Below are 19,608 nucleotides of genomic sequence, written 5' to 3'. Positions count from 1 at the left end.
CACCCACCGTCCGGCCGCAGCGGCCGAGCCCGCCGGGGCTCGCCGCGGCATGCGCCGCACCCACTCCCAGGACACCCATATGTTCCGTACCGCCCTGCGCAATGTGCTCGCGCACAAAGCCAGGCTGCTGATGACCGTGCTCGCCGTGATGCTCGGCGTGGCGTTCGTCTCCGGCACCCTGGTCTTCACCGACACCCTCGGCAACGCCTACCGCAAGCAGTCCGCCAAGAGTTACGACGACGTCGCGGTCGCCGTCACCACGTTCGCCGACCCGAGCAGCGGCCAGAAGGATGCCGGCATCACCACCAAGACCCTGAACAGGATCCGGGCTCTGGACGGAGTCGCCGAGGCCACCGGGCGGGTCTCCGGCTTCGCCGGGGTCGCCGATCAGGACGGCAAGCTCATCGGCAACGGCTGGTCCAACACCGGCGCCAACTTCTCCCCCGCCAAGGACGGCAAGGACGCGGCGTACACCTTCACCACGGGCAACGGGCCGACGCAGGCCGGCCAGATAGCGCTCGACAAGGACTCGGCCGCCAAGGGCGAGTACGGCGTGGGCGACACCGTACGGGTGGCCACCAACGGCCCGGCGAAGGAGTACACCCTCTCCGGTGTCTTCACCACCGAGGACGGCGCGGTCAACGCGGGCGGCAGCCTGGTGCTGTTCGACACCGCCGTCGCCCAGCAGCTGTACCTCCAGCCGGGCTACTTCAAGGACGTCACCATCGCGGCGGAGCCCGGGGCGTCCGACCAGAAGATCCTGACCGCGGTCGAGCCGCTGCTGCCCGAGGACTCCGAGGCGAAGACCGGCAAGGAGCTCGCCGAGGAACAGGCCCGCAGCATCGAGGAGGGCCTGTCCAACCTCAACACGCTGCTGCTCGTGTTCGCTGCCATCGCGCTGTTCGTCGGCGTCTTCCTGATCGCCAACACCTTCACCATGCTGGTCGCCCAGCGCACCAAGGAACTGGCGCTGCTGCGCGCCGTCGGCGCCTCGCGCCGCCAGGTCAAGCGTTCGGTGATCCTCGAGGCGATGGTCGTCGGAGCGATCGCCTCGGTGGTCGGCTTCTTCCTCGGTCTCGGTCTGGCGACCGGGCTGCGGTCCGCGATGAGCGCGTTCGGTGCGAAGGTGCCCGCGGGTCCGCTGATCGTCTCGCCCACTGCGGTGGCCGCCGCGTTCGGCGTCGGTGTGCTGATCACCGTGCTGGCCGCCTGGCTGCCCGCCCGCCGGGCCGCGAAGATCGCCCCGGTGGCGGCCATGGGCAGTGTGCACGCGGTGGCGACCACGAAGTCCCTCGTGGTGCGCAACACCATCGGCTCGGTGATCACCCTCGTCGGCGCGGCCGGCATCCTCGGCGGTGCGGCCGTCGGCAAGGAAACCGGCCGGATGCTCATCGGCGGCGGCGCGTTCCTGGCCCTGATCGGCATCATCGTGCTGATCCCGCTGCTGTCCCGGCCGATGATCGCGCTGGTACGGCCGCTGCTGCACCGGGTGTTCGGGGTGTCCGGCAAGCTGGCCGGGCAGAACGCGGTCCGCAACCCGCGCCGTACCGGCGCCACCGCGTCCGCGCTGGCGATCGGCCTCACCCTGGTCACCGGGATCTCGGTGCTCGGCGCCACGATGGGCCAGGCCGTGGACAGGATGACCACGGACAACATCCGGGCCGACTACATGGTCTCGATGGCCGGCGGGGGCGGGCTCGACAAGTCGGCGCTCACCGCGATCCAGGGCGCCAAGGGTGTCGCCGCGGTCTCCCCGCAGCAGGCCACCTCGCTGCAGGTCAAGGACACGTGGCACTCGGCGTCGGCGGTCACCCCCGGCGACGTGGAGAAGGTCTTCGACCTCAAGACGGTCTCCGGCTCGCTCGCGACGCTCGGCAAGGGCCGGATCGCGGTCGACGAGGACACCGCGAAGTCGAACGGGTGGAAGACCGGTGACACCCTGTCGGCGAAGTTCGGCAGCGAGGACAAGGCGAAGACGGAGAAGGTGACGGTCGGCGCCGTCTACCAGGGCAACGAGTTCCTCTCGCCCGTGCTGGTCTCCACCGACCTCGTCGCGCCCTACGAGCCCAAGCCGTACATCCCCGAGATCTGGGTGAAGATGGACGGCGGCGCCGGCGAGGCGGCCGAACAGGCGCTGGTGGACGCTCTGGGCGACAACCCGGCGATGAGCATCATGGACCAGCAGGACATCCGGAACATGTTCGGCGGCTTCATCAACACCGCGCTGAACCTCATGTACGGGCTCCTGGCGATGGCCCTGCTGATCGCGGTGCTCGGTGTCATCAACACGCTGGCCATGTCGGTGTTCGAGCGCCAGCAGGAGATCGGCATGCTGCGGGCGATCGGCCTGGACCGCGGCAGGGTCAAGCGGATGATCCGCCTGGAGGCCGTGGTGATCTCGGTCTTCGGCGCGGTGATCGGCATCGGACTCGGCTCGTTCCTCGCCTGGGCGATCGGCGAGACGCTGCGCAAGGACATCCCGGGCTACGTGCTGGTCATGCCGTGGGACCGGATCGGCATCTTCCTGCTGCTGGCGGGCGTGGTCGGCGTCATGGCGGCGCTGTGGCCGGCGCGCAGTGCGGCGAAGCTGAACATGCTGACAGCGATCAAGACGGAGTAGCCCGGGGCCCGGGCGGGGCGGGGCCGCTGCGCGGAGCAGTCCCCGCCCCGCCCCCTCCCGTCCCGTGACTGAGGGCAAGCCCCCGGACCCCCACGCCCGCAGACAGTCGCCGGACGATCTGGACCTGCCCGACCGGGCAGGTCCAGCCTCGTGGGCTCCCCCCGGACGGAGTCCGGGGGGAGATTGAGGCGCGGGGTTCGGGGCAGCGCCCCGACTGCAGCGTCACGCCCCCGGGACGGGCAGCGTTCAACCGTGCCAGTCGCGGGCGCGCAGCGGCATCCCCGAGGCGCCGCCCTGGGGCGTCTTCACCGCCAGGATCTGGTTGACACCGATCCTGTTGCGTTCGAAGGCGATCGCGCACGCCGCCATGTACAGCCGCCACACCCGTGCCCGGCCCGGTGAGGTGAGCCGTACGGCGCGGGACCAGTCGGACTCGAGGTTCGCGACCCATGCGCGCAGGGTGCGGGCGTAGTGCTCGCGGATCGCCTCGACGTCGCGGACCTCGAAGCCTGCCGCCTCCAGGGTGGTGACGGTACGGCCGAGCGGTGCGAGTTCCCCGTCCGGGAAGACATAGCGGTCGATGAACTCGTCGATCTCGTACGCCGATTCGTCCTGCTCCGGGCGGCGCGCGATCTGGTGGTTGAGCAGCCGGCCGCCGGACTTCAGCAGGGACAGCAACTGGTCGGCGTACTCGCGGAAGCGCACTTCACCGACGTGTTCGGCCATACCGATGGAGGAAATCGCGTCGTACGGACCGTCCTTGACGTCCCGGTAGTCCTGGACCCGGATCTCGATGCGGTCGGTGAGGCCCTCCTCCGCGATGCGCTTGCGCGCGTACGTGGCCTGCTCACGGGAGAGGGTGACGCCGGTGACCTGCACGCCGTACTCACGCGCGGCGTGGATCACCATCGAGCCCCAGCCGCAGCCGACGTCGAGGAGTCGGTCGCCCTCCGTGAGGGCGAGCTTGCGGCAGATCAGGTCGAGCTTGTCGCGCTGGGCGTCCTCGAGGGTGCCCGCCTCGTCCCAGTAGGCGCACGAGTAGACCATGGACGGTCCCAGCACCAGTGCGTAGAAGTCGTTGCCGACGTCGTAGTGGTGGCTGATGGCTGCCCTGTCGCGCCACCTGGTGTGCAGCGGACCGGTGCGCCGGCGCACCTCCTCGGCGGGCGGGGCGGGCGGCGGCAGCGCCCCACCGAGTCTCAGCAGCCCGCGTGCCGCGGACCACAGCCGCGGGTCGCGCAGCGCATGCCCGGTGGCCGGGGCGTCGGGGTCGCGGTCCCAGACCAGCCCGGCGAGCAGATCGAGCAGGGCGTACAGATCGCCGTCCACATCGATGTCGCCGGCCACCCAGGCCCGCGCGAGCCCCAGCTCGCCCGGCCGCCACAGGAGTCTGCGCAGCGCGCGCCTGTGCCGTACGACGAGTACGGGAGAGCCCGGCGGCCCGGACTCGCTGCCGTCCCAGGCACGGATGCGGACCGGGAACGGGACTCCCAGCAGCTCCTCGGCAAGAGTGGTCAGCCGCAGCGCGGCGTCGGCCATGGCACACCTCCGTGACGGTGGTTCCCCTCGGTACACCTCCACCAACAATGCGACCACTGTGTGTACTTCCCGGCACTACGCAACGCACCGGCAATATAAGTGTGTCGCGCATCTACATGACCGGCCAATGCACCGCGAGGGCGAGGGCTGCGGAAGCCCGGGGGCCGTGCGCACCGAACGCCGAAGGGGCCGCCCGCACCACGGATGGCGGGCGGCCCCTTCGGGGCTGTACAGCGGCTGCGGCTAGGAAGCCTTGGCCTTCTCGGCCTCCGGCTTGGCCGCGGGGGCGGCTGCCGGAGCCGGCTTGGCCGCCTCGTAGAACTCCTCGCGCGGCGACTCCATCGCACCGAGGGAGACGACCTCTCGCTTGAGGAACATCGCCAGGGTCCAGTCGGCGAAGACGCGGATCTTGCGGTTCCAGGTCGGCATCGCCATGCCGTGGTAGCCACGGTGCATGTACCAGGCGAGACGGCCCTTGAGCTTGATCTTCACCTTGCCCATGACGATCATCGCGACGCCCTTGTGCAGCCCGAGACCGGCGACCGCACCCTTGTTCGCGTGCTCGTAGTCGGTCTGCGGGAAGCCGCGCATACCCGAGATGACGTTGTCGCCGAGGACCTTGGCCTGGCGCAGCGCGTGCTGGGCGTTCGGCGGGCACCAGGCGTTCTCGACACCGGCCTTGCGGGCCGCCATGTCCGGAACCTGGGCGTTGTCGCCCGCGGCCCAGATGTAGTCGGTGCCCTGGACCTGCAGCTTCTCGTTGCAGTCCACATGGCCTCGGGGGCCGAGCGGCAGGCCGTAGCGGGCCAGTGCCGGATTCGGCTTCACGCCGGCGGTCCACACGATGGTGTTGGAGTCGACCTCGAGGCCGTTCTTCAGCACCACGTGACCGTCGATGCAGGAGTCCATGGAGGTGGAGAGGTAGATCTCGACCCCACGGGCTTCCAGGTGCTCCTTGCCGTACTTGCCCAGCTTCGGGCCCACCTCGGGAAGGATCTTGTCGGCGGCGTCGACGAGGATGAACCGCATGTCCTCGCGCTTGACGTTGCTGTAGTACCTGGCCGCGTCGCGGGCCAGGTCCTCGACCTCACCGATGGTCTCGGCGCCGGCGAACCCGCCGCCGACGAAGACGAAGGTCAGCGCCTTGCGGCGGACCTCCTCGTTCGTCGTGGAGTCGGCCTTGTCCAGCTGCTCGAGAACGTGGTTGCGCAGGCCGATGGCCTCCTCGATGCCCTTCATGCCGATGCCCTGCTCGGCGAGGCCGGGTATCGGGAAGGTGCGGGAGACGGCTCCGAGCGCGATCACCAGGTAGTCGAAGGGCAGCTCGTACGCCTCGCCGACCAGCGGGGAGATCGTGGCGACCTTGCGGTCCTGGTCGATGGTCGTGACCCGGCCGGTGAGAACCTCAGCCTTGGGCAGCACGCGTCGCAGCGGGACGACGACATGCCGAGGCGAGATGCTGCCTGCGGCAGCTTCGGGGAGGAAGGGCTGGTACGTCATGTACGAGCGCGGGTCGACGACCGTGACGGTCGCCTCGCCGTAGCGCATCTTCTTCAGGATGCGACGTGCTGCGTACAGGCCTACGTACCCACCGCCTACAACGAGGATCCTGGGACGCTCCGTGGTGCTCATGCCATCGAGTATCCACCCCCCTCCAGGGGGGCGCTCGTGAGCCCCTTCACAAGCTAACCGCACCACTCTGCTACACTCCGCCGCCCACGTGACCGAGGTCATGGCGCGAGCACGGAACCACCATGTATCGGGGAACGTTCTCCACCCCTCTTGAGCTGGCCCCCAAGGGCCGGTGGCCGGTGAAACCAAGCCCCCTTTCCCTGTGCGGGTGACAGCCCCCGAACACCTTCAAATGTGCGGCCGGCAGCTCAACCGACGCGCAGGAAGGGCCTTCCGGGCCCCCGAACGGCCTCCACGAAGCCCATCAGGCGCTTTTTCCTTGTGAAGAAGTTCACGAACTTTCTCGCGACCCCCTGCGGTCGGCGTCACGCCCGGGCGGATCCACCGGAAACTTCGGACCTCTCCGACGTGTTGCGGCGCGCGCCCGCAGAGGCACAGTGCCAGGCTGATCGGGCTGCACACGCAGAGACCCGGCGAAAGAGAACCACCATGCTCAGCACTGATTTCGTCCCCGGCTCGCCCTGCTGGATCGACCTGGGCGCCCCGGACGTCGACGCGGCGGCCGCGTTCTACGGGGCCGTGTTCGGCTGGCAGGCCCAGCCGCTCGACGAGGAGACGGGCGACTACAAGGCCTTCCGGCTCGACGGCAAGGTGGTGGGCGCGATCGGACGGCTCACCGAGGAGGGCGCCCGTCCGGCCTGGATGACCTACTTCAACACCGCCGACATCGACGCCACCGTCAAGGCCGTGACGCACGCGGGCGGCTCCGTGCGCACCGCTCCCTCCGAAGCCTCGGACGAGGGGCGGTTCGCCCAGCTCACCGATCCGCAGGGGGCGCAGTTCGCCGTCTGGCAGGCCGGCAGCTACCCGGGCCTCCAGCTCACCGACGCGCCCGGCAGCCTCGTCTGGATCGAGCTGTACACCACCGACGCGGCCGCCGCGCAGAACTTCTACAACACCGTCTTCGGCTGGACCGGCCAGGACATGGAACTCCCCGGCGGCGGGGGCGCCTACACGATGCTGACGCCCAAGAGCCTTCCGCAGGAGCGGATGTTCGGCGGACTCATGGCGGTGCCGGAGATGTTCACCGCCGGGGAGAACCAGCCCTACTGGCACCCGGTCTTCGGCTCGGCGGACTGCGACGCGACGGTGGCCCTCGTCCGGGAGAACGGCGGCCAGGTCTCGATGGGACCGGAGGACGCGGAGGGCGTCGGCCGGCTCGCGGTGTGCAACGACCCGGCGGGGGCGGAGTTCGTCGTCCTCACCCCGGCCCCGCCCGCCTGAGAGCGCCCGTGCCCGATCCGGTCAGAGCCGGCCTTCGGCGGCCTTGTAGGCGATGCCGTCGAGGATGTCGTGCTCGCTGACGACAACCTCGCGGGCGCCGATGCGCTGCATGATCGTGAGCAGGACGAGCGCCCCGGCCACGATGACGTCTACCCGGCCGGGGTGCATCACACCGATCGCCGCCCGCTCGTCGTGCGTGGAGCCGAGCAGCATCGTGGTGATCTCCTCGACCTTCTCGTAGGAGATGCGCGAGTGGTGGATCGCGGCCGAGTCGTACTCCGCGAGACCCAGCGCGATCCCGCCCACCGTCGTCACCGAGCCGGCCAGGCCGACCAGCGTGCGGACCTCGGTGATCGGGACGCTCTTCTCGACGGTGTCGAGCGCGGCCTCGATGTCGGCGCGGATCGCGGCGATCTGCTCCGGGGTCGCCGGGTCGCCGGGAGCGTGCCGCTCGGTCATGCGTACGCAGCCGATGTCGACGGACCGGGCGGCGCGGGCGTGCTCCTCGCCGACCACGAACTCGGTCGAACCGCCGCCGATGTCGACGACGAGATACGGCGTGGGCAGGTCGGTGCGGCCGGCGAGCGACCTGGTGGCGCCGGTGAAGGAGAACTCGGCCTCCTGGTCGCCGGTGATCACCTCCGGCTCCACGCCGAGGATGTCGAGGACACCGCGGACGAACTCGTCCCGGTTCTCGGCGTCGCGCGAGGCGGACGTGGCCACGAACCGGATCTTCTCGGCGCCGAGTTCCTTGATCACTGCGGCGTACTCGCGGCAGGCCGCGAAGGTCCGCTCCAGCGCCTCGGGAGCGAGCCGCCCGGTGCGGTCGACGCCCTGCCCGAGCCGGACGATGGTCATGCGCCGGTCGAGTTCGGTGAGCGTGCCCGCGCCGGATGCGCCGGTCGGTGCAGTGACGTCGGCGACGAGCAGGCGGATGGAGTTCGTGCCGCAGTCGATGGCGGCCACGCGGGTCATGGGGACGGACTCCTTGGTGTCAGCTGGGGGCCGGGGGCGCTGCCCTCGGTCGATGTCAGGCCTCGTCCGGGCAGGGCGACACGCACGGGCCCTTGGCCCACCACTCCGGCAGCATCGCGATCGCCTCGTCGCCCAGCGGGTTGACGCCGGGGCCGGCCGCGAGGGAGTGGCCGACCAGGACGTGCAGGCACTTCACGCGGTCGGGCATACCGCCCGCGCTGGGGAAGTCCTTGAGCACCTCGATGGCGTCGCGGCGCGCGATGTAGTCCTCGTGCGCGGCGCGGTAGGCCGCCGCGAGCTCCGGGTCACTCGCCAGACGCTCCGACATCTCCTTCATGACGCCGTTCGCCTCGAGCGTGCCGATCGCGGACGCGGCCCGCGGGCACGTCAGGTAGTACAGCGTCGGGAACGGGGTCCCGTCGGGAAGCCGGGGGGCGGTCTCGACGACGTCCGGCTGACCGCAGGGGCAGCGGTGCGCGATCGCGCGCAGACCGCGCGGCGGCCGGCCGAGCTGCTCCTTGAACGCTGCGATGTCCGCGGCGGTGGGCTCGGTGTGGTCGGTGGTGGGAGGAGGGGTTTCCATGCCTGCCTTGCTGCTTCGGGTTCGCTGTTGCGCTACTTGTTGCGGTCGGCGTTGTCCACGCCGTTCCAGACGTTCGAGTACCAGGGACGGTCGGCCGTGCTCTCGTCGTCCCGGCGCTCCTCGGCGGCCCTGGGGTCGATCACGGTGATGAAGCCGGTCTCGCCCGGGCGCACATAGTGCAGATGCTCGCGGGCCAGCCGCTCGATGTACATGTCGTCCTGGAGACGCGCCTTCTCGTCGCGGAGTTCCTCGACCCGCTGGCGGGCCTCGGCCATCCGGCGCTGCTGTTCGGCGATCTCCGCGCGCTGGGACACGTACTGACGCATCGGGTAGGCGAGCGCGACGACCAGGGAGCAGACGACCAGGGCCAGAAAGGCGGCGCGTCCGGTGAGCCGGGAGCGGCGGGCCTGGCGGCGGCTCTGGGACCGGTAGACGCGGGCGGCGGTCTGCTCGCCGAGCAGCCGCAGTCTCGTCGCGGTGGAGAACCGGTCCGCGTCCGGCCTGCGTGCCATTCCCCTCGCCTCCCCTTCACACGCGTACGTCCCCGGACACGGTACGGGACCGTGGCCGGGGACGTACGGACGACAGGGCGTCAGCCGGTGATCGGCCAGGGATCACGCGGTGACCCGGCCGGCGATCGGGCCGGTGATCAGTCCTTGTAGCGCGGGAACGCGCTGCGGCCCGCGTACACCGCCGCGTCGTCGAGGATCTCCTCGATACGCAGCAGCTGGTTGTACTTGGCGACGCGCTCGGAGCGGGCCGGGGCGCCGGTCTTGATCTGTCCGCAGTTGGTGGCGACGGCCAGGTCGGCGATGGTGACGTCCTCGGTCTCACCGGAGCGGTGGGACATCATGCACTTGAAGCCGTTGCGCTGGGCGAGCTCCACGGCGTCCAGCGTCTCGGTCAGCGAACCGATCTGGTTGACCTTGACGAGCAGGGCGTTGGCCGCGCCGTCCTCGATGCCACGGGCCAGGCGCTCCGGGTTGGTGACGAAGAGGTCGTCGCCGACGATCTGCACCTTGGTGCCCAGCTTGTCGGTGAGGACCTTCCAGCCGGCCCAGTCGTCCTCGAACAGCGGGTCCTCGATGGAGACCAGCGGGTACGAGGCGACGAGCTCCTCGTAGTACTCGGTCATCTCGGCGGCCGAGCGGGCCTTGCCCTCGAACTCGTAGGCGCCGTCCTTGTAGAACTCGGAGGCGGCGACGTCGAGCGCGAGCGCGATGTCCTTGCCGGGCGCGTAGCCGGCTTCCTTGATGGCCTCGAGGATCAGGTCCAGGGCGGCGCGGTTGGAGTCGAGGTTCGGCGCGAAGCCGCCCTCGTCGCCGAGGCCGGTGGACAGGCCCTTCTGCTTCAGGACCTTCTTGAGGGTGTGGTACACCTCGGTGCCCCAGCGCAGGGCCTCGGAGAAGGACTCCGCGCCGATCGGCGCGATCATGAACTCCTGGATGTCCACGTTGGAGTCGGCGTGCGAGCCGCCGTTCAGGATGTTCATCATCGGAACGGGCAGCAGGTGCGCGTTCGGGCCGCCGAGGTAGCGGAACAACGGCAGGTCGGAGGCCTCGGACGCGGCGTGTGCCACGGCGAGGGAGACGCCGAGAATGGCGTTGGCACCGAGCGAGGACTTGTCCGGGGTGGCGTCCAGGTCGAACATCGCCTGGTCGATCAGGCGCTGCTCGGTGGCGTCGTAACCGACGAGCTCCGGGCCGATCTGCTCGATGACGGCGAGGACGGCCTTCTCGACGCCCTTGCCCTGGTAACGGTTCTGGTCACCGTCGCGGAGCTCGAGGGCCTCGAATGCACCGGTGGAGGCGCCGGACGGAACGGCAGCACGACCCGTGCTGCCGTCGTCGAGGCCAACCTCGACCTCGACCGTGGGGTTGCCTCGGGAGTCCAGGATTTCCCGGGCTACGACGACGTCGATGGACGGCACGAGCATCTCCTTCTGGGATGTGACGCTGGTAGTGCAGGTCTCTTGGCCTTGCGGCAAGAGCCTAACCGCCTCGCGGGCATCGGCTGCCCGATGCCCGCCCCCTGGGACGAAAAAGGGCATCAAGACCGCCGCTGCCGGACAAATGGTGCCGGATCTACCCGTCGGTAACCGCTTCCGCGAGCGGGCCGAAACGACTGAACCCCGGTCCGGCACCAAGGGGGGAAGGGTGCGCCGGACCGGGGCGAGTGGGGGACGGGGCCTGCCGCGGCAGCCGGTGGTCCGCCGGGTCCACCGGTGTGCGGAAGCCCCTGGGGACGCCGCGCGTCCCCGGAGGGGGTCAGCCCAGGCGGAGCAGCTGACCCGGGTTGATCACATTGACGTCCTTGATGACGTCCTTGTTCAGGTCGTACAGCTTCTTCCAGCCGCCCTTGACCTTCTCGGTCTTGGCGATCGAGCTCAGGGTGTCGCCGGCCTTGACCTTGTACTCGGCCTTCTTGGCGGCCTTCTTCGCCGGGGCCGCCGGGCGCTCGGAACGGGTGACCGGGGCCTCGGCCCGCTTCGGGGCGGGCTTCGCGGCCTCGGCGCCGCCGGCGTACGGGGCACTGGACAGGTTCACGCCGCAGTGCGGCCACGCGCCCTTGCCCTGGCCGGCGAGGACCTTCTCGGCTATCTCGATCTGCTGCGACTTCGACGCCTGGTCGGCGGTCGCGGCATAGGCGGAGCCGCCGTATGCGGCCCAGGTGGAGGCGGAGAACTGCAGTCCGCCGTAGAAACCGTTGCCGGTGTTGACGGACCAGTTGCCGCCGGACTCGCACTGGGCGACGGTGTCCCACTCGGACGCGGTCGCGGCGGACACGGAGGTGGCACCGAGGACGGGGACGGCGACGGCGGCACCGGTGACGCCGACGAGCGTGGCGAAACGGGTGGCCTTGGACGGGCGACGGCGCTTGAGCGTGGTGGCGCGCAGCATGGGACATCTCCTCACCGACGCCTGCGAGGTGAGCTGTCGGGTTCGGGCCGGTGGGGTGTCCCCGGTTCCCTCAGGAACCATGGGACGAGTGCCCGGCCGCGCACCTGGTGCGCGGCTTCACCCCAAGCCGGTTCCGTCCGTCGGTCTCAACGTCCGGGCCCGGCACTTACCTTGGGTCCCCCGCTCCTGCCTACGGCGCTGTGAGCGACGACTGTTCCCCCCGACCGGCGGCAGGATTCGGCGTGACGGTCGACGGGGCCCGCGATGGCGAGCGGTCAGACCGTAGACACAGCCCTCCCCGATGTTCAAAGCGTGAACATCGGGGAGAAATCGCCCGAACCGGACGGAAGGAAAGTCCCTTTTTCGCAGGTCAGGCCCGAGATGGCCGGATCGCGCAAGCGTGGTACGCGAGTTGCCGCAAAGAGACCCTTGTCTCACTCGAACAGAACGGACATAACGCCGCGAACTGCCGCTACTTCAGATCGAGATCAAGGCTCTGGCCGGGGAGGATGAGATCGGGGTCGGCGCCTACGGTCTCCTCGTTGGCCTGATAGATCGCCTTCCAGCCGCCGGACACCTCGCGCTCGTCGGCGATGGCCCACAGGCTGTCGCCGGGCCGGACGGTGTAGGCGCCGGGCTCGGCGTCCGCTTCTGCGGCCGCCCGCTCCGAACTGTCACCGCGTGAGGCGTGACGACCAGTTTCACGGCCCTTGTCCGTATTGCCTGATTCCGCCTCGTCGGGAGCGGGTTCACCCCGGTGCTTACCGGTGCCGTTCGCCGCGTCGGAACCCTCGGGAGCCGGATCCCCGGAAGCGCCCTCGGTCGGGTCGGACTGCCCCGCCGGGTCCGATACGTCTGATTCGTCCTTTGAATCTGACTTGTCCGGTGTGCTCTTCGGCGCGTCACTCGTGCCGGGATCCTTCGACCCGGCCGGAGCGCTCGGCTCCGGAGACACCACCTCGCCCAGCTCCACACCCGGATCGACACCGGCCGCGGCGTCATCGCCCTGCAGCCCGGCGATCGCACCGCACATGGGCCACGCCTCGGGCCCCTGCGCGTCGAGCACCTTCTCGGCGACGGCTATCTGCTGGGAGCGGCTGGCGAGGTCGGCGCTGGGCGCGTACGCCGTGCCGCCGTAGTCCTCCCAGGTCTCCTGCGAGAACTGCAGCCCGCCGTAGTACCCGTTGTCGAGGTCGGCACTCCACATGCCACCGCTCTCGCACTCGGCGACGCGGTCCCATGTGGCCCCTTCCGCCGCGGAGGCGGATCCGGCGCCGAGCAGCGGAATGGCGATGGCGGAGCCGGTCACCCCCGCCGCGACGAGGAGTGCCGGAGCCTGACGGGGTCGGCGGTGCCGTCCGTTCCCGGAGCGCATGCGGTTGCCTTTCGCGTGACTACAGATGACTGCGTGCCTGCTGGTACGGCCGAGTCGACGGTGAACGTAGCCGGATCGCACGTGAGTCACAAGTCGATGCAGCGGAGATCACGTGAAAGTCACGATATTGATCGTGCGTCAGTTTCCGGAAGGTGTGAACTCAACGGGCAGAGTGCGCAATCCGCGCATGATGAGTCCCCCACGCCACCGCAAATCGTCCGGATCGCCCGCAAGTCGTACATCCGGCATTCTTCGGAGCAGCGTCGCGAGCGCGGTCTGTCCCTCCAGCCTGGCCAGCGGCGCACCGAGGCAGTAGTGGATGCCGTGCCCGTACCCGAGGTGCTGGTTGTCACTCCGGGACAGGTCGAGCGTGTCCGGGGCGCTGAAGCGCTCCGGGTCGCGGTCGGCTGCCGCGAGCACGACGAGGACGGGGTCGCCCGCCGCGATGGACTGCCCGCCGATGGTGAGCGGCTCGGTGGCGAAACGCCAGGTCGCGAGTTCCACCGGCCCGTCGTAGCGCAGCAGTTCCTCGACGCCGGTCGCCAGCAGCTCGCTCTCGCCGGCCGCGAGGGAGCGCTCCAGCCGCTCGCGCTGAACGGGGTTGCGCAGCAGCGCGTACATACCGTTGCCGATGAGGTTGACGGTGGTCTCGAAGCCGGCGAAGAGAAGGATGAAGGCCATCGCCGCGGCCTCGTTCTCGGTGAGGTGCTCGCCGTGGTCGGACGCCTTGATGAGCCCCGAGATCAGGTCGTCGCCCGGTTCCTCCCGTTTGCGGTGGATCAACTCCGCGAGATATCCCCGCATCTTCTTCACCGAGCGGGCCACTCCGCCGCGCGGGCCGCCGCCGTGCCGGATCATCATTCCGGCCCAGTCGCGGAAGTCGTCCTGGTCCTCGCGCGGTACGCCGAGCATGTCGCAGATGGCGTAGATGGGGAGCGGGAAGGCGAACTCATGGATGAGGTCGGCCTCCCCCTTCTCCGCGCTGTGCTGTTTTTCGAAGATGTCGTCGATGAGCCGGTCCGTGAGCTCCTGCACGCGCGGCGCGAACTCGGCGACCCGGCGCGGAGTGAACGCCTTGGAGACGAGGCGGCGCAGCCGGGTGTGGTCCGGCGGGTCGATGTTCAGCAGGTGCGTCATCAGCTCGGCCTTGCGCTCACCGGGGATGCCCGTCTTCCCCTTGGCGTGCGCCGGCTCGTCGTGATGCGCCGGGTTCTTGGACAGCCGCTGGTCCGCGAGCGCCTGCCGCGCATCCGCGTACCGCGTCACCAGCCAGGCCTCGACCCCGCTGGGCAGCGCGGTGCGGTGCACGGGGGCGTGCTCGCGCAACCAGGCGTAGGCGGGGTAGGGGTCAGTGGCGAACTCCCAGGTGAAGAGTTCGGGGGCGGTGGATGCGTCGTTCACGCCACGACGTTATCCGGCACCCGCGGGCCGCGCGTGCCCCCTATCCGGCCTGGCCCTCCGCCGCCCGGATCGCGTCCCGGTACGCTCGGGCCGCCGCCCGCAGTGCCGCCTCCGGGTCGGTGCCGTCCGCTTCCGCCTGCGCGGCGAGGGCCAGGAGCTCGTAGCCGATGCCGGGGCCGGCGGGCAGGGGTACGTCGAGACCTGCCGTACGCACCCGGGAGGCGAGTTTCGCCGCCAGGGCGAGGCCCGGCTGACCGAGCGGGACGCCGTCCGTGACCGACTCGCGCTGCTTCTCGATCGCCTTGGTGCGCAGCCAGTGCGCCTTGACGTCCTCGGCCGTCTCGGCGGTCTCGTCCCCGAAGACATGCGGGTGCCGGTGGATCAGCTTGGTGACGATGGTGCCGGCGACGTCGTCGATCGAGAACGGCTCGCCGGCGTCCTCCTCGGCGATGCGCGAATGGAAGACGACCTGGAGGAGTACGTCCCCGAGCTCCTCGCGCAGCTCGTCGCGATCGCCCTCCTCGATGGCCTCGACAAGTTCGTACGCCTCCTCGATCCCGTACTTGGCGAGGCCCTTGTGGGTCTGCTGCGAGGACCAGGGGCACTCCTTGCGGATCCGGTCCATGACCTGGACGAGATCGAGCAGCCGTGCGCCGGGCAGGTCGTACGAGCCGGGGAGCAGCTCGAGGTCCGGCATCCGCACCCGGCCCGATCCGGCGAGGCGGGCCAGACCGTCGGTCAGGGCCCGGTCGCCCTCGCCGACGGTGACATAGACGACCGTACGGCCCCCGGCGCAGGCGTCGACGAGCTCCTGCGCGGTGGGCGCGGCCCCTTCGACGGTGATACCGGCCTCGCGCAGATACGGCAGCTGCGGATGCTCGTCGTCGGCGCACAGCACCTGGTCGGCTGCGTGCAGCGCCTGCCACGCCGGCCAGGACAGCAGTCCGGGTGCGACGCGATGGCTGGCGGTGAGCAGGACGATACGGCCGGGGGCGACAGGTGCTTCTTCGGTCACCCGTCGAACCTACCCCGGCTCACGCACCGGTCTCGACGGGCTCCTCGGCCTTGGTGACCTGGGTGATCCAGGGGGCCTTGTAGCTGCCGAGCTCGAGCTTCTCGTCGTCCCAGGCGCCGTAGCGGGGGTTGACGTCGATGTCCAGCGCCCTGGCGGCCGCGGTGAACGTCTCGTTCATCTTCTGCTGGCCTTCGGGGCTGTTCGACGCCCCCAGACGGGCGGCGATCTTGCCCACGAGGACATCCCGGCGCACGACGTCGTCGAGCTGGTCCGGGGCGATGCCGCGCTGCTGCAGATACATGGCGGCGAGCTGCTCCTGGCCGCCGGACTGCTGCACCAGCACGGACCGGGCGTCCTGGATCTCCTTGCGGCTGGCCGTGACGCCGGCGTCGTCCGCGGCGCGCTGCACGACCCGGTCGACGATGAGGTCGTAGAGCTTCACCCGCCCGAGCTGACCGCTGTCCTTGATCAGCTGTGCGGCCTGAGGAGAGGCCTGCTGCGCAGTGCGCACGTCCTTGACCTCCGCCTGGACGGTGGACACCTCGATGCGCTGGCCCCCGACGACGGCGGCGGCCCCCGGATGGGCCTCGTTGCCACAGGCGGACAGGAGCGGCGAGGCGGCGAGGAGTGCGGCGGAGACGGTGAGCGCGGTGCGACGACGGCGGTGCAACGGGGCCTCCCGGTGAGTTTGTGCGGCAGTGCACAAAGTCCTGCGGTGATCGATGTTAGGCAGTCCGAGTGGCGTGGGCCACTACTTCGCGGCTACTGATTGGAGCAACGATTCGCCTGGAGCCCGGGATGCGCTGCGGATGTCGCCCGGCGGATGTCAGACGTTGCCGGACTGCCGCGCGACCGCCCGCTCGGGTGTTGCCTCCTCCCCGGACACGGCGCCGGGCGTGGCGCGGTCCGGGCGGAGCATGATCGTCCGGGAGACCACGAACGTGATCGGGATCGCCGCGGCCGCCGCTATCAGCGGGGCGTACCGGCTGCCGAGGTGGAGAACGTCGACCAGCAGGTAGACACCGCTCGTGGTGAGCACGAAGTTCGCCACGTTGGTGAGCGGGAAGAGCAGGAACTTCCGCCAGGTGGGGCGGGTCCGGTAGGTGAAGTACGAGGTGAGGAAGAAGGACCCGATCATGCTCAGCAGGAACGCAATGACATGCGCCGCGACATACGGCAGCCAGGTCAGGAGGACGAGATACATGCCGTAGTACGTCCCGGTGTTCACCACCCCCACCAGGGCGAATCTGACCATCTGGACCTGGACCGTCATTGCCTTGCCAACTCCCCCGTACGCCGGTGCCGCTACGAGAAGAGTGACATATCCCGGATCGCCCCTCACCGCTCACCAGGGCCACACCGGCGGCCGGCAGCGCGCCCTGACCACGCCGGGGCAGCACCCCGGCGCGATGCGCGGCCCGGAGGGGTCACGGCCCGTTCGATGACGAGTAGGCGACCATTTCATGAACGGGAAGGCGCACCGGGGGCTTTGACAATCCCTCCTGTCACATTTAACGCATCATGTCGATATGCCTCCCGCACGCAGCCGTGCCGCCGGCGTCGCCGCGCTGATCACCCTCGCGACCGTGTGCGCGGGCGACGCCGTCGCCCGCGTCTTTCCGTTCGGGCCGCGCAACCGCAGTGTGAACGACCTCGGCAACCAGTTCATCCCGTTCCATGCGCACCTGTGGGATCTGCTGCACGGGCGCGCGGACGGCGGACTTCTCGTCAACTGGCAGTCCGGCTTCGGAACAAGCTTTCTGCCGGACCTCGGGACGTATGTGTCGAGCCCGTTCGCCGTGCTGGTCGGGGTCTTCCCACGGGACCGGATCGACCTGGCCGTGTACGTGCTGATGCTGCTGAAGACGGCCGCCGCCGCGGCCGCCATGACCTGGCTGCTCACCGCGCTGCACAAGGGCAGGGGCCGCCGGTGGATGGCGGGCGTGCTCGGCGCCTCGTACGCGCTGTGCGGCTGGTCGGTCCTGGAGGCCTCCTACAACGTGATGTGGCTGGACGGGCTGATCGCCTTCCCGCTGCTGTGCCTGGCCGGTGAGTGGGCGCGGGCCGGACGGCGGCCGCTGCTGGGGCCCGCGATCGTCGCCATGGCCTGGATCGGCAACTTCTACACCGCGTACATGGCGACCCTCGGCGCGGCCCTGGTGCTGGCCGTGTCGCTGCTGCGGGAGCCCTCGCCGGCACGGGAACGTCTTGGCGTCCTGGTGCGCGCCGCCCGGACCGTACTGGTGGGGGTCGCCCTGGCCGCACCCCTGCTGCTGCCGGTGTACCTCGGGTCGAAGCTGGCCCACCCCGGGTGGACCAAGCAGTTCACACCCGTGAGCTGGACGGATGTGTTCGCGCGCACGCTGCCGGCGACGTACACCTTCGCCACTCCTGCCCTCTTCATCGGTGGCGCAACGCTTCTGCTGGCCTGTGCGCTCGCCTTCAACCGGGCGGTGCCGGGTCGGGTGCGGTGGCTGTGGACCGGGCTGACGGTCCTGGTCACCCTGTCCCTGCAGTGGGGGCCCACGCATCTGGTGTGGCATGTCTTCGCCACACCCAACGGCAGCCCCTACCGGCAGACGTTCGTCCTTGTCGGCATCGTGGTGATCACCGCCTGGATGTGTCTGTCCGAGGGCTGGCCGGACCGGCGCGCCCTGCTCGCCGGCGGTGCGGTCGTCACGGCGATCGCACTCGCGGGCGCCGGCGGCCATCCGGCCACGGTCTTTGCGCTGCCGCTGTTCGGCATCGGCCTCGCGGCCGTCGTGGGCGGGCTGGTGCTCGCCCGGCACGGGCAGCTCCTGGCCGGCAAGGCGACATCCGCCCGGCGCGGCCGGCACGTGGCTGCCGCGGCCTTCCTGCTCACCGGCGCGCTCGTCGGCCAGGCCGCGGCAACGACCGCGTACGCCGACCGCATCCGCCTCGGCCGGTTCGACGACTACCCGCCATGGGGCGAGGCGCACACCGAGCGCGCGGCTGCCGTCGCCGCGGCCGACGGGTGGCCCGCGTACCGCACCGACACCGGCCGGCTGCAGATCGCCGGCAACGACCCGATGCTGATCGGAGGTCAGGGAGCCTCGTACTACAGCAGCCACACACCCGCCGTGCTCACCCGCACGATGGCGGCGCTGGGCACGGGATGGACCTCCAACGGCCGCAATCTGCAGTCGCTGGACAACCCGGTCACCGACGCGATCTTCTCGATCGGCGCGCGGGTGCAAGCTCCCCTCGGTCAGGAGCCGGTGGCCGAACGGACCTCCGTCCCCCCTCTGGTCACGGTACGTCCGCCCGGGCCTTCGCCCGCCTACGGCCGCTCGCCGTTCCGCAACCAGGAGCTGCTCCTCGGCGCGGACGTCTACACCCCGGCGGTCCGGGGCACGTGCCCGGTCGGCACCGAGGTCTACCTGTGGGCACCCGACTTCACCGGCACGGCGCGGCTCGGCAGCCGCGCGGGCGTGAAGCTGCGCGGCGGACAGCCGAAGCGGCGCGCCGCGCTCACCCCGCTGGGCACGGTGACCACCCCGGGCGCGCGTGTCTCGTACGACGGGGGCGCGCCGCCCCGCGCGACGGTCGAATGCCTGGACACGGGGCGGCTGAACGCCGCCGTGGCCGGGCTCAAGGCGTCCGGCGCGGTGTCCGTCGAGGTCCTGGGCAGCGGCGTCAGCGCACAGCTGCCGCCCGGCACCAAGGGGACGGCCGTCTTCGCCATGCCCGCGATCGAGGGCTGGAGCTGCGACGGCCGCCCCGCCGGGTCGTACCTCGGCCTGGTCGCTGTGCCCTTGGACGGCTCGCGTACACGCATCGCCTGCTCGTTCCGCACACCGGGTCTCACGGCCGGCTCGGCGATGGGGGCGGCGGGTCTGCTGGCGCTGCTGGTGCCGACCCTGCTGACCCGGCGTCACAGGCCGGAGGAGACCCGGCCGTCCCCGGTCTCGGACGTGGTCGCTGCGGCCTGACGGAGTCGGCCGGCGCTGCGGGACCGGCTCCCGGGCGGCCCCCACGAGCTCAACGCCGTCACCGTGCGAGGAAGTACGAAGAAGGGCCGCGTAGGGGTCGCGCCCCGACGAAGGAGGAATGACGGCGGACCGAGGATCACTGAAGCCACAAGAAGGGCTGAAAACGGACGACGGCGTGGGCGATGCCTCCGAATGAGTGCGCGTCATCTTCTGCGCGGACCCGCATCCTGGCGGCCGGTGCTCAGTCCCGCAGCCGGACGGCGGATGAGCTGGGGAATCGAGCTGGACCGGGGGCGTACCAGCGACATATGTTCCGCCTCACGGCCGTCCC

The 19,608-nt window shown here is 70.3% G+C and carries 14 protein-coding genes, 1 pseudogene and 1 riboswitch; of the genes and pseudogenes, 3 read left to right on the top strand and 12 right to left on the bottom strand.

The window, feature by feature from the left end:
- Positions 1–79: 79 nt before the first annotated feature.
- A complete protein-coding gene (locus ABZ208_RS20305) occupies positions 80–2,620 on the top strand; it encodes an ABC transporter permease (protein ID WP_356910850.1) in 2,541 nt (846 codons plus the stop codon).
- Between the two features lie 246 nt (positions 2,621–2,866).
- On the opposite strand, the gene ABZ208_RS20300 is transcribed toward ABZ208_RS20305, so the two are convergent.
- A complete protein-coding gene (locus tag ABZ208_RS20300) occupies positions 2,867–4,159 on the bottom strand; it encodes a cyclopropane-fatty-acyl-phospholipid synthase family protein (RefSeq protein WP_356910849.1) in 1,293 nt (430 codons plus the stop codon).
- Positions 4,160–4,402: 243 nt separating this feature from the next.
- Entirely contained in the window at positions 4,403–5,791 is a 1,389-nt protein-coding gene (locus ABZ208_RS20295) for an NAD(P)/FAD-dependent oxidoreductase (RefSeq protein ID WP_356910848.1), read from the bottom strand.
- A gap of 489 nt (positions 5,792–6,280) precedes the next feature.
- Here ABZ208_RS20295 and ABZ208_RS20290 point away from each other — a divergent pair, with 489 nt between their 5' ends.
- Positions 6,281–7,075 carry a VOC family protein gene (locus tag ABZ208_RS20290; RefSeq protein ID WP_356910847.1) on the top strand — a complete coding sequence of 265 codons (795 nt, stop codon included), beginning with the start codon at positions 6,281–6,283 and terminating at the stop codon, positions 7,073–7,075.
- A gap of 21 nt (positions 7,076–7,096) precedes the next feature.
- On the opposite strand, the gene ABZ208_RS20285 is transcribed toward ABZ208_RS20290, so the two are convergent.
- From ABZ208_RS20285 to ABZ208_RS20240, 10 genes are all read right to left on the bottom strand, one after another.
- Positions 7,097–8,050: a Ppx/GppA phosphatase family protein gene (locus ABZ208_RS20285; RefSeq protein WP_356910846.1), complete on the bottom strand. Its 954-nt coding sequence runs from the start codon at positions 8,048–8,050 to the stop codon at positions 7,097–7,099.
- A 55-nt stretch (positions 8,051–8,105) separates the two neighbouring features.
- Positions 8,106–8,633 carry a DUF501 domain-containing protein gene (locus ABZ208_RS20280; protein ID WP_328399787.1) on the bottom strand — a complete coding sequence of 176 codons (528 nt, stop codon included), beginning with the start codon at positions 8,631–8,633 and terminating at the stop codon, positions 8,106–8,108.
- 32 nt (positions 8,634–8,665) lie between these two features.
- Positions 8,666–9,145 (bottom strand): septum formation initiator family protein, encoded by a 480-nt coding sequence (locus ABZ208_RS20275; protein WP_356910845.1) that lies wholly within the window; start codon positions 9,143–9,145, stop codon positions 8,666–8,668.
- 137 nt (positions 9,146–9,282) lie between these two features.
- Positions 9,283–10,563 carry a phosphopyruvate hydratase gene (gene eno, locus ABZ208_RS20270; RefSeq protein WP_356910844.1) on the bottom strand — a complete coding sequence of 427 codons (1,281 nt, stop codon included), beginning with the start codon at positions 10,561–10,563 and terminating at the stop codon, positions 9,283–9,285.
- 337 nt (positions 10,564–10,900) lie between these two features.
- Positions 10,901–11,533 (bottom strand): transglycosylase family protein, encoded by a 633-nt coding sequence (locus tag ABZ208_RS20265; RefSeq protein WP_356910843.1) that lies wholly within the window; start codon positions 11,531–11,533, stop codon positions 10,901–10,903.
- Positions 11,534–11,536: 3 nt separating this feature from the next.
- Positions 11,537–11,741: riboswitch (cyclic di-AMP (ydaO/yuaA leader) on the bottom strand.
- A 264-nt stretch (positions 11,742–12,005) separates the two neighbouring features.
- Complete coding sequence (locus ABZ208_RS20260) at positions 12,006–12,908, bottom strand: transglycosylase family protein (RefSeq protein ID WP_356910842.1); 903 nt, start codon at positions 12,906–12,908, stop codon at positions 12,006–12,008.
- Positions 12,909–13,046: 138 nt separating this feature from the next.
- Complete coding sequence (locus tag ABZ208_RS20255) at positions 13,047–14,309, bottom strand: cytochrome P450 (RefSeq protein WP_356910841.1); 1,263 nt, start codon at positions 14,307–14,309, stop codon at positions 13,047–13,049.
- Positions 14,310–14,349: 40 nt separating this feature from the next.
- A complete protein-coding gene (locus ABZ208_RS20250; RefSeq protein WP_356910840.1) occupies positions 14,350–15,324 on the bottom strand; it encodes a nucleoside triphosphate pyrophosphohydrolase in 975 nt (324 codons plus the stop codon).
- Between the two features lie 19 nt (positions 15,325–15,343).
- Positions 15,344–15,994, bottom strand: a complete 651-nt coding sequence (locus tag ABZ208_RS20245; RefSeq protein WP_356910839.1) for a SurA N-terminal domain-containing protein — start codon at positions 15,992–15,994, stop codon at positions 15,344–15,346.
- Positions 15,995–16,150: 156 nt separating this feature from the next.
- A complete protein-coding gene (locus tag ABZ208_RS20240) occupies positions 16,151–16,597 on the bottom strand; it encodes a GtrA family protein (protein WP_356910838.1) in 447 nt (148 codons plus the stop codon).
- Between the two features lie 168 nt (positions 16,598–16,765).
- Between ABZ208_RS20240 and ABZ208_RS20235 the strand changes: the two are divergent.
- Positions 16,766–19,277: pseudogene (locus ABZ208_RS20235) on the top strand (YfhO family protein).
- Positions 19,278–19,608: the final 331 nt, after the last annotated feature.

Origin of the sequence: Streptomyces sp. NPDC006208, from assembly GCF_040613775.1 — a bacterium.
In the GTDB taxonomy this organism is placed as follows: Bacteria; Actinomycetota; Actinomycetes; order Streptomycetales; family Streptomycetaceae; genus Streptomyces.
Note: the sequence above shows the minus strand (reverse complement) of the source record. Positions and strands in the feature narration are given on the sequence as shown.